The 16299-nt window shown below is 65.7% G+C and carries 15 protein-coding genes and 2 tRNA genes; 12 read left to right on the top strand and 5 right to left on the bottom strand.

Features of this window, described 5'->3' with window-relative positions:
- Positions 1–153: 153 nt before the first annotated feature.
- The 4 genes from NFL01S_RS32305 to NFL01S_RS32290 all read left to right on the top strand — a co-directional run bounded on the left by NFL01S_RS32305 (position 154) and on the right by NFL01S_RS32290 (position 4963).
- A complete protein-coding gene (locus NFL01S_RS32305; protein ID WP_062980117.1) occupies positions 154–2193 on the top strand; it encodes an NADPH-dependent 2,4-dienoyl-CoA reductase in 2040 nt (679 codons plus the stop codon).
- A 105-nt stretch (positions 2194–2298) separates the two neighbouring features.
- Entirely contained in the window at positions 2299–3126 is an 828-nt protein-coding gene (locus NFL01S_RS32300) for an ABC transporter permease (RefSeq protein WP_245670983.1), read from the top strand.
- A complete protein-coding gene (locus NFL01S_RS32295; protein WP_245670982.1) occupies positions 3119–3967 on the top strand; it encodes an ABC transporter permease in 849 nt (282 codons plus the stop codon). The genes NFL01S_RS32300 and NFL01S_RS32295 overlap by 8 nt, the downstream gene beginning before the upstream one ends.
- A 15-nt stretch (positions 3968–3982) precedes the next feature.
- Positions 3983–4963 (top strand): ABC transporter ATP-binding protein, encoded by a 981-nt coding sequence (locus NFL01S_RS32290; RefSeq protein ID WP_062980115.1) that lies wholly within the window; start codon positions 3983–3985, stop codon positions 4961–4963.
- 104 nt (positions 4964–5067) lie between these two features.
- On the opposite strand, the gene NFL01S_RS32285 is transcribed toward NFL01S_RS32290, so the two are convergent.
- Entirely contained in the window at positions 5068–6273 is a 1206-nt protein-coding gene (locus NFL01S_RS32285; protein ID WP_062980114.1) for a L,D-transpeptidase, read from the bottom strand.
- A gap of 307 nt (positions 6274–6580) precedes the next feature.
- Between NFL01S_RS32285 and NFL01S_RS32280 the strand changes: the two genes are divergently transcribed.
- Both NFL01S_RS32280 and NFL01S_RS32275 read left to right on the top strand, forming a co-directional pair.
- Positions 6581–6656, top strand: a tRNA-Lys gene (locus NFL01S_RS32280).
- 424 nt (positions 6657–7080) lie between these two features.
- Positions 7081–8412, top strand: a complete 1332-nt coding sequence (locus NFL01S_RS32275; RefSeq protein ID WP_062980113.1) for an MFS transporter — start codon at positions 7081–7083, stop codon at positions 8410–8412.
- Between the two features lie 11 nt (positions 8413–8423).
- Here NFL01S_RS32275 and NFL01S_RS32270 read toward each other — a convergent pair whose 3' ends face one another.
- The gene (locus NFL01S_RS32270; RefSeq protein WP_245670981.1) at positions 8424–9032 is read right to left on the bottom strand and encodes a TetR family transcriptional regulator; all 609 of its coding nucleotides are present in this window, start codon (positions 9030–9032) and stop codon (positions 8424–8426) included.
- 177 nt (positions 9033–9209) lie between these two features.
- Between NFL01S_RS32270 and NFL01S_RS32265 the strand changes: the two genes are divergently transcribed.
- The 6 genes from NFL01S_RS32265 (at position 9210) to NFL01S_RS32240 (ending at position 14370) form a co-directional block, all read left to right on the top strand.
- Positions 9210–10265 carry a ferredoxin reductase gene (locus NFL01S_RS32265; RefSeq protein ID WP_062980111.1) on the top strand — a complete coding sequence of 352 codons (1056 nt, stop codon included), beginning with the start codon at positions 9210–9212 and terminating at the stop codon, positions 10263–10265.
- A 57-nt stretch (positions 10266–10322) separates the two neighbouring features.
- Complete coding sequence (locus NFL01S_RS32260) at positions 10323–11507, top strand: fatty acid desaturase family protein (RefSeq protein WP_062980110.1); 1185 nt, start codon at positions 10323–10325, stop codon at positions 11505–11507.
- Positions 11507–11857 carry a hypothetical protein gene (locus tag NFL01S_RS32255; protein WP_062980109.1) on the top strand — a complete coding sequence of 117 codons (351 nt, stop codon included), beginning with the start codon at positions 11507–11509 and terminating at the stop codon, positions 11855–11857. Before NFL01S_RS32260 ends, NFL01S_RS32255 begins: the two co-directional genes overlap by 1 nt.
- 69 nt (positions 11858–11926) lie before the next feature.
- Positions 11927–12247, top strand: a complete 321-nt coding sequence (locus NFL01S_RS32250) for a hypothetical protein (protein WP_062980108.1) — start codon at positions 11927–11929, stop codon at positions 12245–12247.
- 191 nt (positions 12248–12438) lie between these two features.
- The gene (locus NFL01S_RS32245; protein WP_210745238.1) at positions 12439–13506 is read left to right on the top strand and encodes a mechanosensitive ion channel family protein; all 1068 of its coding nucleotides are present in this window, start codon (positions 12439–12441) and stop codon (positions 13504–13506) included.
- A gap of 165 nt (positions 13507–13671) precedes the next feature.
- Complete coding sequence (locus NFL01S_RS32240; protein WP_062980107.1) at positions 13672–14370, top strand: DUF4389 domain-containing protein; 699 nt, start codon at positions 13672–13674, stop codon at positions 14368–14370.
- Between the two features lie 55 nt (positions 14371–14425).
- Here the strand turns inward: NFL01S_RS32240 and NFL01S_RS32235 are convergent.
- The 3 genes from NFL01S_RS32235 to cmrA all read right to left on the bottom strand — a co-directional run bounded on the left by NFL01S_RS32235 (position 14426) and on the right by cmrA (position 16117).
- Positions 14426–14498: transfer RNA gene (locus NFL01S_RS32235), tRNA-His, on the bottom strand.
- An 88-nt stretch (positions 14499–14586) separates the two neighbouring features.
- Positions 14587–15228: an oligoribonuclease gene (gene orn, locus NFL01S_RS32230; protein WP_062980106.1), complete on the bottom strand. Its 642-nt coding sequence runs from the start codon at positions 15226–15228 to the stop codon at positions 14587–14589.
- Between the two features lie 85 nt (positions 15229–15313).
- Positions 15314–16117: a mycolate reductase gene (gene cmrA, locus NFL01S_RS32225; RefSeq protein ID WP_062980105.1), complete on the bottom strand. Its 804-nt coding sequence runs from the start codon at positions 16115–16117 to the stop codon at positions 15314–15316.
- Positions 16118–16299 lie beyond the last annotated feature (182 nt).

Here is a 16299-nt window from a genome sequence, read left to right as displayed (position 1 = left end):
GGCGCCGGACCGGCATCACAGCAGGTGACGGCAATTCCTCGCCCGGACCGCCGCCGGGGGTGGTAATCGCCGCGTACGCAATGGTGTGATGGGGTCCGGCAGGCCCCGCGCCCGCGCCGGGGTCCGGAATGGATATCGGAAAGAGAGCCCGCGATGGACTCGACGACGAGTTACCCGCAGTTGTTCAGCCCACTCCAGCTGGGCGGCACCACGCTGCGGAACAGGGTGGTCATGGGATCGATGCATACCGGCCTGGAGGACCGGGCCTGGGATGTGCACCGCCTCGCCGCCTACTTCGCCGAACGGGCACGCGGCGGGGTCGGGCTGATCATCACCGGCGGCTACGCTCCGAACCGCACCGGATGGCTGCTGCCGTTCGGTGCGAAGCTGACCAGCCGCACCGAGGCCTATCGGCACCGCACCGTCACCCGCGCCGTGCACGACGCCGGCGCGAAGATCGCTCTGCAGATCCTGCACGCGGGCCGCTACGCCTATGTACCGGGCAGCGTCTCCGCCTCCTCGATCAAGGCGCCGATCAACCCGTTTCGCCCCCGCGCGTTGTCGGACCGCGGGGTCCGGCGCACCATCGACGACTATGTGCGCTGCGCCGAACTGGCTCGATTCGCCGGCTACGACGGGGTCGAAATCATGGGCGGTGAAGGCTATTTCATCAACCAGTTCCTCGCGCCGCGGACCAATCACCGCACCGATCGCTGGGGTGGGTCTGCGGTGAACCGGCGCCGGCTGGCCGTGGAGATCGTGCGGCGGACCCGTGCCGCTGTCGGCCCGGATTTCCTGATCATCTTCCGGTTGTCGATGGCCGACCTCGTCGAGAACGGCCAGAGTTTCACCGAAATCGTCGAGCTGGCACAGGAACTCGAGGCGGCGGGTGTCAGTGTGCTCAACACCGATATCGGCTGGCACGAGGCGCGTGTGCCGACCATCGTCACCTCGGTGCCGCGCGCGGCCTTCGTCGAATTCACCGCCAAGATCACCGCGGCGGTGGGTATCCCGGTGTGCGCATCGAACCGGATCAACATGCCCGAAGTCGCCGAGGAGATCCTGACCCGCGGGGATGCCCAGCTGATCTCCATGGCCCGGCCGCTGCTGGCCGATCCGGAATGGGCTAACAAGGCGGCCGCGGGCCGGGGCGACGAGATCAATACCTGTATCGCCTGTAATCAGGCGTGCCTCGATCACGCTTTCCAGCGCAAGACGGTGTCCTGTCTGCTCAACCCGCGGGCCGGTCACGAAACCGAACTGGTGCTGGCGCCCACCCGGCGCGCTAAACATATCGCGGTGGTGGGGGCCGGGCCGGCGGGCCTGTCGGCCGCGGTGAACCTGGCCGAGCGCGGGCACCGGGTCGAACTGTTCGAAGCGCTGGACCGCATCGGGGGGCAGTTCGATATTGCCCGGCGTATCCCCGGCAAGGAAGAGTTCGACGAATCCATTCGCTATTTCACCCGCAGGCTGGAGGTGACCGGGGTGCGCGTGCACCTGAACACGAAGGTCACCGCCGCCACATTGCGTGCCGGCGGATACGACGAGGTGGTGCTGGCCACAGGGGTACGGCCGCGGCTACCCGATATCCCTGGGATCGACCATCCGATGGTCCTGTCCTACGCGGAACTGGTTCGCGAGCAGAAACCGGTCGGTGCGCGGGTCGCCGTGATCGGCGCGGGCGGAATCGGATTCGATGTGAGCGAATACCTCACCGTGGAAGGCCATCCCACGCTGAAACCGGACGAATGGAAACAGGAATGGGGGGTGGACGCCGACGACGAGCAGGCGCGCGGTCAATTACGCGCCGCACGGCCGGGTCCGGCGGCCCGTGAGGTCGTCCTGCTGCAGCGCAAGGACACACCGTTCGGCAAGGGACTGGGTAGGACGACGGGCTGGGTGCATCGGGCGGCGCTGAAAGCCAAAGGGGTGCAGCAGATCGGCGGCGTCAACTACGAGCGGATCGACGACGACGGGGTGCATATAAGCTTCGGTCCGCAGCGAGCACGGGCCCGGGTGATCCGGGTCGACAACGTGATCGTCTGCGCAGGCCAGGAATCGGTGCGTGACCTCGAATCCGAACTGACCGCCGCCGGGATCACCCTGCATGTGATCGGCGGCGCGCAGCTGGCCGCAGAACTGGACGCCAAACGCGCCATCGACCAGGGGACGAGATTGGCCGCCGTGCTCTAGGCGTATCCCGTAGGTCGCCGCCGAACCGGATCGCGAAATCACCTTTTCCCGAAAGGGGCTGCACGGTAAGGTCTCGTCCTTGTGTCCGGACGAGGTGGGGGGAGAGTGCTTGCTGCCGTGGCAGATCTCCCGGGATATGTGCTCGTCTACTGGCGTCTGCTCGTGGCCGGGTTCCGGCGGCAGTGGCACTACAAGCTGGCGATGTTCGCCGGCCTGTTCACCAACTCCGTCTTCGGATTCGTTCGCGCTTCGGTGATGGTCGCGGCCGTCGGCGCTACGGGCGGGTTCGCCGGATACGACGCCGGGAGCATCGGCGCCTACGTCTGGATCTCTCAAGGGCTGCTCGGCGCCTTACAGTTCTTGTCCGCGGAACACGAACTCGGCGAGCGTATCCGTTCCGGGGATATCGTCGTCGATTTCCTGCGGCCCGTCGATGTCCAGCTGAGCAATCTCGCCGCCGACCTCGGACGAGGGATCTGCGCCCTGATCCCGCGCCTGCTGCCGAGCCTGCTCATCGGCTCGCTCACCTTCGGCCTGGTGCTGCCCGGTACGCCGGTGTCCTATCTACTCGGCGCGCTCAGCCTCCTGCTGGGGATCGCGATTTCCTGTCTGGCCCTGTTCGCCCTCACCACAGCGGGGTTCTGGGTGGTGGAAACCCGCGGTATCCGAACCCTCTATCAGACCTGCGGACCTTTTCTCGCGGGCCTCTTCGTTCCGGTGCACGTCTTCCCGGACTGGTTGAAGACATTCGCCCACGCGACGCCGTTCCCGTCGATGCTGCAGGTACCGGTGGATGTGCTGTCCGGACGTGTAGCCGGCGGGGCCGCGGTGCAAGTGGTCGGAACACAGGTCTTCTGGCTGCTGGTAGTGGGCGCCCTGGGACGCGTACTACTGGCGGCAGGCAGGCAGAAGATGGAGGTGCAGGGTGGTTGAGACCGCACTGCCCGCCGAGCCGCGGCGGCCCGATCCCGTCGGATCCCGCTGGGCGCCGTACGCCGCGGTGCTGAATTCCCGGATCCGGGCGCAGCGTTCGTACCGGCTGTCGTTCGCCGGCGAGATCCTGGCCGCGACGCTGCTGGGTCTCGTGGAATTCGCCGAGGTATGGCTGATCTTCCGGCAGGCAAAAGTACTGGGTGGCCTGGATATGGATGCCGCGCTCCTACTGTTCGGCCTGAGCAATCTCGCGTTCGCCTCGGCCCAGCTCGTCTGCGGTCACCTGGACAAGCTGCCCGCGCTGATCCGGCTCGGGATGCTCGATATCTACCATCTGCGCCCGCAACCGGTGCTGCTACAGCTGATCACCAGCGATTTCTCGCTGCGCCGGCTCGCGCGGGGCGGTGTCGCCCTGGTAGTCCTGGCAGCCGGGTTGGTGCGCAACGATATCGAATGGTCCGTGGGCACGGTGGTGCTGCTTCTGCTGACCGTCATCAGCGGCGCACTCCTCTTCGCGGGCCTGTTCGTGGTGGCCGCGGGCTGCCAGTTCTTCCTGATCGACGGCGCGGAGCTGACCAACAGCTTCACCTACGGCGGATCCTTCGCGGCGACCCAGCCCGCCTCGGTGTTTCCCACTCCACTGCGGATCCTGTTCTGCGTCGCGATACCGGTCGCGTTCACCGCCTACTTCCCGACGCTGGCCGTACTGGGGCTACCGGGTCCGGCCGGGCTACCGTCCTGGCTCGCCTGGTGTGTACCGCTGGCGGCGGGCTGGGCATGGCTGCTGGCGGCGGTGATGTGGCGACTGGGTACCCGGCACTATCAGAGCGGCGGTGGATGAGATGGGAGATCGGTGATGGCCGGGCCGGATTCGATCATCGAAGTCGACGAGTTGACGCGGGAGTTCGTCCGGTACCGGCGCGACGGCACCTGGCGGCGGCCCAGGCGTGAGGTCGTCACAGCGGTGGACGCTATGACCTTCCGGATCGAACGGGGCGCGGCGGTCGGCTATATCGGCGCCAACGGGGCCGGCAAATCAACCACCATCAAGATGCTCGCAGGCATTCTCGTGCCTACTTCCGGCACGGTGCGTACCTGCGGGCTGGAACCGATCCGGCGACGCCGGGAACTGGCCGGCCGGATCGGTGTGGTGTTCGGGCAGCGCTCGCAACTGTGGTGGGACCTGCCGCTGCGCGAATCGTTCACGATCCTGGCCGCCATCCACCGCCTGGATCCCATGGCCGGCCGGGCTCGTACCGCGGAACTGGTCGAGCAACTGGAAATGGGGGACACCCTCGATACTCCCGTCCGGCAGTTGTCGCTGGGGCAGCGGATGCGCGCCGAGGTCGCGGCGGCGCTGCTGCATTCCCCGGAACTGATCGTTCTCGACGAGCCCACCATCGGCTTGGATGTCCTGTCCAAACAGCGGCTGCGCGAATTCCTGCGGGCCGAACGGTTGGAGCGTGGCACCACACTGTTGCTCACCACACACGATATGGGGGATATCGAGCGGCTCTGCGATCGCGTACTGGTGGTGGACCACGGCCGGCTCGCCTACGACGGGTCGCTGCCCGGTCTGGGCGCGATGGTAGGTGCACAGCGGGTCCTGACCGTCGACCTCACGATGCCGGCGCCGCCGCTGCGCGATCTGCCCGAGGTGCAGTTACTCGGCTGCGAAGCCGACGGAATGCGGCAGCGACTCGCCTTCGACGCCGACACCACCACCGCCGCCGAGCTACTGGCGGAGGTCTCGGCCCGGGCCGAGGTCCGTGATCTGTCCATCGAAGAACCCGATATCGAGGACATCGTGCGACGGCTGTACGAAAACGCTCGCTGAAAACAGCCGAGGTGCCGGTCCCGGGGGACCGGCACCTCGACGCTGCGGTGTATGAATGGACGGCTCCGCGGGGCAGGCTTCGCTGCCGATCCGCGCCCGGGCTCTCACATCTCCGCGTTACCGGCCTTCCATTCCGGCCACGGGATGTTCCAGTCACCCAGACCGTCGACCCCGGACAGGGTGCCGCCCACCGTGTTCTTCACGATCGCGAGATCGCCGCGTTTGGCGTTGTTGAACACCCATTGGGCATCGGCCGGGCTCAGATTCAGACAACCGTGACTGGTGTTCGTATTGCCCTGGGCGCCGAGCGACCACGGCGCCGAATGGAAGAAGATTCCGCTGTAGGACATCCGGGTTGCCCACTCCACATCGGTGCGGTAGCCGTCGGGCGAGTTCACCGCGACCCCGTACGTGGAGGAATCCATCACCATTTCCGCGTGCTTATCGGCGATGATGTAGATGCCGTTGTCGGTAGGCGTATCGGCCTTGCCCATGGATGTCGGCATCGTGCGGATGACCTGGCCGTTTCGCTCCACCGTCACCATCTTGGTGTTGTCGTCGGCGGTGAAGATCACCGCGTCACCCACCACGAAGTGCGAGTGGATATCGTTCTGGCCGTACAGGCCGTTGCCGAGATCCTTGCCGTAGACGTTCACATCGATGTTCACCCGCGTGCCTGGAGCCCAGAAATGTTCGGGCCGCCATCGGACCTCGCGGTTGTTCACCCAGTAGAATGCGCCCTCCACCGGCGGCTCGGTCGTGATGGTGATGGCGTCCTGCGCGGCCTTGCGGTCGGGGATGTTCTCGTCGAACTGGATCGCCACCGGCTGGCCGACCCCGACGACCTCGCCCTCACCGGGGGTGAGGTACGGCTTGGTGACATTGCCGGGTGCCGTGGTGGTGAAACTCATACCGGCGGTGGCTTCGCCGCCGAGGCCGATGGACCTGGCCTGCAGACGGTAGGTCTTGCTGTAGCCGAGGGCTTCGGTGGTCGCCCAGCTGCGGCCGTCTTCCGAAAGCTTTCCGGCCACCGGCTGGTTCTCCGGATTCAGCAGAGTCACATCTGTGAACAGGCCGTCGCTGATCTCGAACTTCATCGGAGTCGCCGGAGAAACGCCGATATCACCGTCCTTGACGGGGGCGACCAGCTTGGGCTTGATGAGTTCGGTGATGGGGTTGCGGTCGATGGCTACCGTGCCCTCCGACGCCTCCGACGAGGAACACCCGGTCAAGACCATCGCCAGTAAGGCGACCAGGACCATCGGCCCGAAAACCCAACCGATCGGCCTGCGCCGACCACCTATACGCATATCAACCCCGTTTCAAGTCCCGGCGCACCCGCTACGCGCCGATGGCTTCGGATCCGACCGATTACTGCTCACCTCGACCCACCGCATCGGCGGGATCGGTCGAGACCACGTCCAACATTCTGCCAGTCGTGCCGAAGTGATCCCAACCGTCGAGCATCGCTTCCGGCTCCGGTGGCCCACCTACACATAGGGTTCGGCCTGCCGTTTGTTACGGCGTCGTCCGGCTCACACCCGGCCGGCTCGGTATCGATTTCACTTCTGCGGCCCGGGCCTGTTAATGTCTGTCCCGCACCGCACGACGGGGCACGCGCCATTAGCTCAATTGGCAGAGCAGCTGACTCTTAATCAGCGGGTTCGGGGTTCGAGTCCCTGATGGCGCACCACCACCATAATTCCCGAACCCCGAGTTCGACACTTCCCAAAATTCTGGCAAAGTCCCAGCTCCCGCTGTATGCGCCGAATGCCGGCCGGCTCCCGTCGATCTTCCCTGCAACCGGCCTTGCGCCCTCGTTCCGGTGCCCCGGGCGTACCCCACGCGATCAGCCAAATCCACCACCGCCTCACCGCTGTTCGCCGACGACAAACGTGTGTACCGATACAACGCCGGTGTGCAATCCGCCACAAGGACACCGCGCCGGGCGTAACTGAACTGCATCACCTTCGATCCCGGAAGGTGGCCCGGCGCCCGCTACTCGGCGCCCGGCCCGGTTCACCGGTATCCATTACTGTGCTCAGCATGAGTGAGCCGGGTCCGGTAGCGGAGCGTGACCATGCCGGTCCCCGGCCCGGATGTCCGGCAGGGGCAGCATGAGCACCGTGGAGGCCACGGCCGGGCGTACACGGGTGGCCGCCTGGGGGCTTTGGGACTGGGGATCGGCCGCTTTCAACGCCGTGATCGCCACCTTCGTGTTCGCCGTCTACCTCACCGACAGCGTGGGCGATGATCTGCCCGGCGATATCTCCGCCAGCGCATGGCTGGGCTGGGCCCTGGGGATCGCCGGTTTTCTGGTCGCGCTGACCGCGCCCGTCATCGGGCAGCGATTCGACGCGACCGCGAATCGCAAACGTTCACTGGCGATCATGACCGCGGTCGTGGTCGGCCTCATGGCGTCCATGTTCGTCGTTCGTGACGATTATCACTACCTGTGGCTGGGCTTGGTGCTGCTGGCGCTCGGCCATGTTTTCTTCGAGCTTTCGACCGTGCCCTACAACGCCATGCTGCGTCAGGTGTCCACGCCGGACACCGTCGGCCGGGTTTCCGGTTTCGGCTGGGCGATGGGTTACTTCGGTGGAATCGTCCTGCTGCTGATCTGCTACTTCGGATTCATCGCCGGCGACGGCGACGAACGTGGCCTCCTGGGTATCGGTACCGGCGACGGGCTGAACGTCCGGCTGGTGGTGGTCTTGGCGGCGGTCTGGTTCGCGGTGTTCGCGCTGCCGGTGTTCTTCGCGGTCCCGGAGGTGCCCCGCACCGGCGCCGACCCGGGTGCCGCTACGGCGGGGTTCTTCGGCTCGTACCGGGTGCTGTGGCGCGATCTGCGCGAACTCTGGGTTCTGGATCGCCGGGTGATCTGGTTCCTGCTCGCCAGCGCGGTCTTCCGGGACGGGCTGGCCGGCGTCTTCGCCTTCGGGGCGGTGCTGGCGGTGCAGGTGTACGAGATCAGCGATTCCGATGTCCTGCTGTTCGGTATCGGAGCCAACGTCGTCGCCGCCCTGGGGGCGATCGTGGCCGGCCGGTTCGACGACTCGGTGGGACCGAAACGGGTGATCGTGGTATCGCTGGCCGGCACGGTGGTCTGCGGTACCGCGCTGTTGCTCGTATCCGGGCCCGTGATGTTCTGGATCTTCGGCTTGGCCCTGACCCTGTTCGTCGGTCCTGCGCAGGCCTCCGCGCGTTCATTCCTGACCCGGCTGACACCGCCGGGGCGGGAAGGTCAGCTGTTCGGGCTCTACACCACCACGGGGAGGGCTGCCTCGTTCCTGTCGCCCACGCTGTTCGGTCTGTTCGTCTGGGCGTTCGACGCGGAACGGGCGGGTATCGCCGGGTTGCTGGTGGTTCTCGGCGCCGGGCTGATCGCGGTGTTGCTGGTTGCTGCGCCCGAGCGTGAGCAGAAAGCCGCGTCCGCCGTGACCGGGTAGGGCCCTCCCGGTCAGGGTTTCCAGACGCCCATACCGAGAGCGATGAGCCGGACCTGCGCGATCGTGCGTTCGATGATCGGCTGCTGCTCGCGCGGCGGGGCGGATACGTAGTCGGCGATACCGTCGGTGACGGTCGCGACCAACAGGTCGGCCGCCACCTCCAGATCGTCCGGAGACCAGGAGTCCAGCGCCGGTACCCGGGACAGATCGGCCACGAGTTCCCGCACGATCAGTTGCAGTTCGAGTGCGATCGCCGTTCGCAGGGGCGCGCTGCCGCCGCGCTGCTCGCGGATCAGGAAACCGAACAGTTCCCGTTTCGCGGCGACTTCGCCGAAGACGAAGCGCACGGTTTCCGACAGCCGCGCATCCGGTGTCCGGCGCAGCTGTCGCAGAGCCAGCCGCAAGGCCTGCACGCCTTCGTCGACGAGGGTGGCGCCGAGGTCTTCGAGTGAGGCGAAGTGCCGGTAGAAGGCGGTCGGCACGATACCGGCGGAACGGGCGATCTCGCGCAGGCTCAACGCACCGAAACCGCGCTCGGCGGCGAGCGCGAGGGTGCCGTCGAGTAGGGCCTGCCGGGTGCGCTCCTTGCGCTCGACACGGCTCGCTCCCTGATCGGTCATTTCAGTGAGCATACAGCCGTTCACCATTCGATCATCTCCATCTTGTCGCCCGCGTCACACCTTTTCCCGGTTGACAGTTCCGTCGGGGTATCCGGCACACTATTTGAGTGTACATTCGTGCACCGAAACTGATCGAAGTTTCGTGACGCGACCGACAGACAGGGACGGAGAACTCCGATGGCCCTCCTCGACCTGGTACAGACCCTGACCACCCCGCACCCGGTGGACCGGTACCTGGAACTGGTGCGCCCGATGCTCACCGTCCGAGATATGCGGGCCCGGATCGTCGGCGTCGACCGGTCGGTGCCGGGCACGCTGTCGCTGAGCCTGCGCCCGACGCGGCAATGGGACGGTCTGCTGTCCGGCCAGTTCGTGCAGCTGGGGGTGGTGATCGACGGCGTGCGGCATACCCGCTGCTATTCCCCGGTGAACTCCCAGCACGATCGGCGCCGCAGGCTCGACCTCACTCTCCGGGTGCATCCGCACGGCCTCGTATCGCGCCACCTGCACGAGCATGCCGAGCCGGGGATGGTCCTGGACCTCGCACCGGCCTCCGGGGTGTTCCATCTGCCGCCGCAGCGGCCGGACCGGGTGCTGTTGATCAGCGGTGGCAGTGGAATCACCCCCGTGCTGTCGATGATGCGCACGCTCGCCGACGAGGACTACTCGGGCGAGGTGATGTTCCTGCATTACGCGCGATCGCCGGAGCTGGTCCCGCACCGGTCCGAGCTCGCCGCGATCGCTGCCGCCCATCCGAACATCTCCGTGGAACTGCGGTACCCGGAGCGGGACGGCCGCGGGTTCGATCACGAAGAACTCGTCCGGGTGGCACCGTGGTTCGCCGAGGCGCAGACATTTCTGTGCGGCCCGCCGCCGCTGATGGAATCGGTGCGCGAAGTCTTCACCACCGAAGGGCTCAGTGAACGACTGCACACCGAGGAGTTCGTCGCGACGACGACCCCGGTGGATACCGCCGAAGTGCACGGGTCCACCACCTTCTCCGCCAGCGGGGTCACCGCCGAGAACGCGGGGACATCGCTGCTCGAGCAGGCCGAAGCGGCCGGGCTCAGCCCGGAGTACGGCTGCCGGATGGGGATCTGCTTCTCCTGCACCTCGGTGCGACGTAGCGGCTGCACCCGCAATCTGCGCACCGGTGACCTGGAAACCGACCCCGACCAGCCGATCCAACTCTGCGTCCAGGCCGCCGTCGGCGACGTGGACATCGAAATCTGATATCGCGTGCGCTCCGCACACACCGGAATCCGGTATCCGAACCGAAGGGGAGAACAGATGACCATCCTCACCGAGACCAAGGACGGACCACTGGTCCTCTCGCCCGATCAGGTCGAGAAAATCGGCCGGACGCTCGACGAACTGCGCGATCGTCTCGTCGCCGATCTGGGCGAGCGCGACCGCGAATACATCTACAACGTCATCAAGGCGCAGCGCGGTTTCGAGATCGCCGGGCGCGGGCTGATGTATCTGGGTTTCCTGCCGCCGTTCTGGCTGGCGGGCGTCGCCGCGCTGAGCGTGTCGAAGATCCTGGACAATATGGAGATCGGCCACAACGTGATGCACGGCCAGTTCGACTGGATGCGTGAGCCGAACCTGAATTCGCGGGTGTTCGAATGGGATACGGTCTGCCCGGCCGACCAGTGGAAGCATTCGCACAACTACATGCACCACACCTACACCAATATCCACGGGCGGGACCGGGATATCGGCTACGGGGTGCTGCGTATCGACGAGGATCAGGATTGGCACCCGTACTACCTGGGCAATCCGCTGTACGCGTTCCTGCTGATGGTGTTCTTCGAATGGGGCGTGATGTTGCACGACCTCGAAGCCGACAACATCGTCAAGGGCAAGCGCACCTGGGCGGAGCTCAAGCCGCTGCTCAAGGGGCAGTTGCGTAAGTCGGGGCGGCAGGTACTCAAGGACTATGTGGCGTTTCCGCTGCTGTCCGGGCCGCTGTTCCTATCCACCCTGGCCGGCAACGTGACCGCCAACCTGGTGCGCAACCTCTGGGCGTACTCGATCATCTTCTGCGGGCATTTCCCGTCGGGTGTGCAGAGCTTCACCGAAGCGGAGACTGCCGACGAGACCCGCGGCGAATGGTACGTCCGCCAGATGCTCGGCTCGGCCAATATCAGCGGCAGTCCGCTGTTCCACATCATGTCCGGCAACCTGTCGCACCAGATCGAACACCACTTGTTCCCCGATCTGCCGGCCAACCGGTATCCGGAGATCGCGCCGGAGGTGCGGGCCCTGTGTGAGAAGTTCGGCCTGCCCTACAACACCGGGCCGCTCGGGAAGCAGATCGGTTCGGTCTGGGCCAAGATCTTCCAGCTGGCCCTGCCGCCTCAGGTCCAGCAGTCCCGGTTCGCTCGCTTCCTGCCCGCTGTACTGCGGAAACGCGAAGAGCCCGGTGTTATCGTGATGCGTCAGCAGAGTCCAACCGGAGCGGGCGTGTGATGATCGGCAAATTCGAGGCCAACAAGGATCTGATCCAGGAACTCACCTCCTCGGGCGCGCGCCGGATCGGCAATATCGCGGGGATCATCACCGGTACCGTCGCCGAGGTGACCCGGGAGATCGGTGAATGGGTCACCGATGCGATCGAGATGAACGAGGCCGCCGCCGCGGCCCGCCGCGATTCGGCCCCCGAATCCGGCCGGGACTCCACCGGGCACGCGCAGGAATCCGGTGATCCGGCTACGTCCGGGACGAAACCCGAGGTGACGTCGCCGGCGGCCGATATCGTGGATGCCGACGTGGTGGACGCCGAGATCGCGGACCCCGACCGTCCCGGTAAGCATTTCTGAACAGGTCCGGTAGCCGCCCGGTGGGATAGTTCACACCGGGCGGCTACCCATGGGCTAACCTCTGGTCTCGTGCCCGCCTATGTGTCCTCCCCGGAGCTGACCTTCGGATTCCTCTTCGCCCTGGAGGATCCCGAACGGATTGCCGAGGTGGTGCGGGGCCTCATGGAACGGAAAACCGTATCGGTCTTCCGGCTTGCGTGGTTGTCCGACGACGCGGGCCCCCCGGAGCGCTACGTGGTGAACTGGGCCGCGATCCCGCAGATATCCATCACCACCGACGCACCTGATGCCGATGTTCTGCGCGCCGAGCGGGTGATGCTGGTCAACGCGTTCCTGGGGGAGGGCGGCGAGGTCCGGCTGTACTCGGTCGAAGGACGAACCCCGGAGTAATGCGGGCGCCCCCGGCAGCACCGGCGCACGAGAGACGGTGTCGCCGGTAGGTGCCGACGATGCGGGGTAACGAATGTCCTGCTGCGAGTGGTGCCTGTCGCACTCCGGACGAAACCCGCTGGGCTTCCCGAGACTGTTGGTGAATGGCCGTTACCGAACTGTAGCCTTGTCCCGGGGTTCGAACGTAGGCAATGGGCAAGGAGTTGGACGCTGTGGAGAACGTATTACGGCTGCTGATCGTGCTAGGGGGCACGCTGGCCGTGACGATCGCAATCGGCTGGGCCATCGACCGCGGGTTACGGTACTGGTCGGCCCGCCATCCGAAGACCCCCATTCCCGGCCTGCTGCGCCGGGTGCAACTGCCGCTGCAGCTGTTCCTCGGATTCGCCGCGCTGCGGATGACCTACCCCTTGGCCGACCTGAACCTGCGGCAGGACACCGTGATCCTCAGTGTGCTCGCCACGATGGTCACCATGTCGGCGGTATGGCTGGTGGTGCGCATCGCCGACGCCGTCGCCGACGGCCTGCTCAACACCTATTCGCGCCGCGCGCGTGATCCCCGCCGGGTGCGCCAGCTGAACACCCAGTTCACCCTGATCCGGCGGATTTCCAGCACGGTGCTGGCCATCGCGACCGCCGCGATCGCCATGCTGGTGTTGTTTCCCGGGCTGCGCGTTCTGGGCACCTCGTTGCTGGCTTCGGCCGGCATCATCGGCATCATCGCCGGTGTGGCGGCCCAGTCCACACTGAGCAATCTGATGGCGGGGCTGCAGATCGCCTTCGGAGATTCGGTGAAGATCGGCGATACGGTCGTGGTCGAGGGCGAGATGGGCACCGTCGAGGAGATCACGCTGTCCTTCCTGACCGTGCGGATCTGGGACGACCGCCGGCTCACCATGCCGGTCTCGTATTTCAACAGCAAACCGTACGAGAACTGGTCGAAGGGCGGTAACGAGATGACGGGTACGGTTTTCCTGCATCTGGACCACAGCACGCCGGTGGCCGAACTGAGAGCGCATCTCTACGAATATCTGAGCGATCACCCGGATTGGGACGGTCGCAGCTGGAACCTGCTGGTCACCGACAGTACGCCGACCGGTATCGAGGTCCGTGCGTCGATGACGGCGCGCGATCCCGACGCCGTATGGTCGCTGCGCTGCGCGGTGCGCGAGGAATTGATCGGCTGGCTCAACGAGAACTACCCCGGTGCCCTGCCCCGCCTGGCGGCACTGGACGGGCTCGACGCGCCTGCCCGGTAGCGAGCGCATCCGGCGGGCACTTCGCCGATTCCTTCACGGGTTGATCTCGATGACGTGTCTTTGTTTCGCGTTCATCCCGAAATGGTGTGTTGTACCTCACAATTGAGGTACGGCCGCGCTGAATCCGGTCGGCCGGGCCAGCACTCTCGAAGGAGCCCGATCGCTATGACTGCTCCCGCCGGTTATCCGGTCCGAATTCGCGGTGACCTGGATCCCGCGCTCTCGCGCTGGATGTGGATCGTCAAATGGATCCTCGCCATACCGCACTACATTGTCCTGTTCTTCCTGCATATCGGATATGCCGTGGTCACGGTCATCGCGTTCTTCGCGATCCTGATCACCGGCCGGTATCCGCGGGCGTTGTTCGATTACAGCGTCGGTGTGATCCGCTGGTCTTGGCGAGTGAGCTTCTACGCCTGGACCCCGGCCGGAACGGACAAGTACCCGCCGTTCGCGCTGTCGGCCGACGAGAACTATCCCGCGGATCTGGACGTCGACTATCCGCCGACCCTGCATCGCGGTCTGGTGCTGGTGAAGTGGTGGCTGCTGGCCATCCCGCACTACCTGATCATCGGCGCGATGACGGGAGCGGCCTGGATGGTGACCGACGACCCGGACGTGATGGGCAGTGCGGCCGGACTTCCGCTGATCGGTGTGCTGACCTTGGTGGCGCTCGTCGGTCTGCTCTTCGTCGCCCGATACTCCCAGGGGCTGTTCGATTTCGTGATGGGTGTCAATCGGTGGATGTTGCGGGTGCAGATCTACACGTCACTCCTGCGTGACGAGTATCCGCCGTTCCGGTTGGATCAGGGTGCTCGTGAGCAGGCGCCGCCGGCGGTCGATACGACCAAACCCGCGGCCTGACCCGAGGTCACCGGAAAAGAAAAAGCCCGAGGGCCAGGGGCCCTCGGGCTTTCAGGGTGAGTGACGGGACTCGAACCCGCGACAGCCAGGATCACAACCTGGTGCTCTACCAACTGAACTACACTCACCATCGCCGGTTTTGCACCGGCGGCCTAGATACTAGCGCGTTCACCCCGCTGTTAGCCAATCGGTTTCCGGTGTGGCGCTGACCTGGGCCTATATCGACTCTTCGGCCGCGGCCGCGATCTCCTCCGCCGACCGGGCGCTGACCTCGGCGGCAATGGCGGTGATCTCCGCCGTCGACGGTCCGGGTGCGGGGACGAATACCGTGCGCCGGTAGTACTCGAGCTCACGGAGCGATTCCCGGATATCGGCCAGGGCGCGATGAGTCAGGCCTTTCTCCGGCTGGCCGAAGTAGATCCGCGGATACCAGCGCCGGCACAGTTCTTTGATGGAACTCACATCGATCATCCGATAGTGCAGGTGCTGGTCGAGCAGCGGCATATCCCGGGCCAGGAAGCCGCGGTCGGTGGCGATGGAATTACCGGCGAGCGGGACCACGCCCGCGGTGGGCGCGTACTGCTTGATGTAGTCGAGTACCTGTTGTTCGGCCTCGGCGAGGGTCACGCCGGATTTGCGGACCTCCTCGGTGAGACCGGAGCGGGCGTGCATATCGGCAACCACCTGCGGCATGGCGGCCAGCGCCGCATCATCGGCGTGGATCACGATATCCACACCGTCACCGAGGACGTTCAGTTCGCTGTCGGTTACGAGGGCGGCTACCTCGATGAGCTTGTCGTTGACCAGATCGAGACCGGTCATCTCACAATCCATCCACACCACTAATTTGTCGGACACTCGTCCCACCCTAATCAGCCCGGCTGACCAAGCGGTGCAATCGCGGTGGTCACGATCTGTGAACGACTTCCGGCGGGTGGGTTCGTCACCCGCCGAGCTTCTTGTAGAAAGCGCCCGCGACGGGAGCCGTGAGCGCTCGTGGACCGTAGTTCCCGGCGGTGCTCATACCTTTGCCGATCAACCCCGGGACCACCCGGGTTTTGTTGCGGGCGAGCCCGTCGATCGAAATCCGTGCGGTGTACTCGGAGGAAACCCAGAGGAAATCCGGGACCATCCGGTCGACGAGCGACGCGTCGGCAGGGTCGGGGGTTTCGGTACGGACCGGGCCGGGGGCCAGGAGTGTGACGTGCACCCCGGTACCTTTCAGCTCGCCGCGCAGGGATTCGGTGAAAGTGTTCGCGAAGGCCTTGCTCGCCGCGTACGTGGCGTTGTTCGGTATGGGCATATTACCGGCGGCCGAACCGCTGACCAGGATGCCGCCCGCGCGCCGGGCCAGCATGGCGGGCAGTACCGCCAGCGTCAGGTCCTGTACCGCGACCGCGTTCAGTTCGAGCTGGGCGCGCTCGTAATCCGGATCCAGCCCGGTGATCGGCCCGAAGGTCGCGATACCGGCGTTGTTGCACAGAATCGAGATATCGCGCCCGGACAATTCCTCGCTCAGCGGCGCGCGCTGCGCCCGGTCGGCCAGATCGACGGCGCGGACCTCCGCGGTGATGCCGTGCGTGCGGGTCAGTCGATCGGCGAGTTCGTCGAGCAGTTCGCCCCGGCGTGCCACGAGGATGAGCGAATAGCCACGGCCGGCGAGTTCGGCCGCCAGCGCGGTCCCGATCCCGGACGAGGCTCCGGTCACGACGGCGCGGCTGTCGGCGGTAGGCGAAGGCAAACCCATTCGCACACCCTAGGCCAGAATATGCGGGGTGGGCTTTTGCGGGTTGTCGCTACCGAGTCCAGGAGACAGCGTGATTCTGCATTCTCGGGCTCCTTCATTGCCGGACCGCCGACACGGCGTCACCAAGAATTCATCGGCTGAACTGTCAAGTGCTGTTGAGTTCTGGTCGATCGGCTGGCTCA

It is taken from the genome of Nocardia flavorosea NBRC 108225 (genome assembly GCF_001613385.1).
Classification (GTDB): domain Bacteria; phylum Actinomycetota; class Actinomycetes; order Mycobacteriales; family Mycobacteriaceae; genus Nocardia; species Nocardia flavorosea.
The sequence above is the reverse complement of the archived record's forward strand: the minus strand, read 5'-3'. Positions and strand labels throughout refer to the sequence as shown.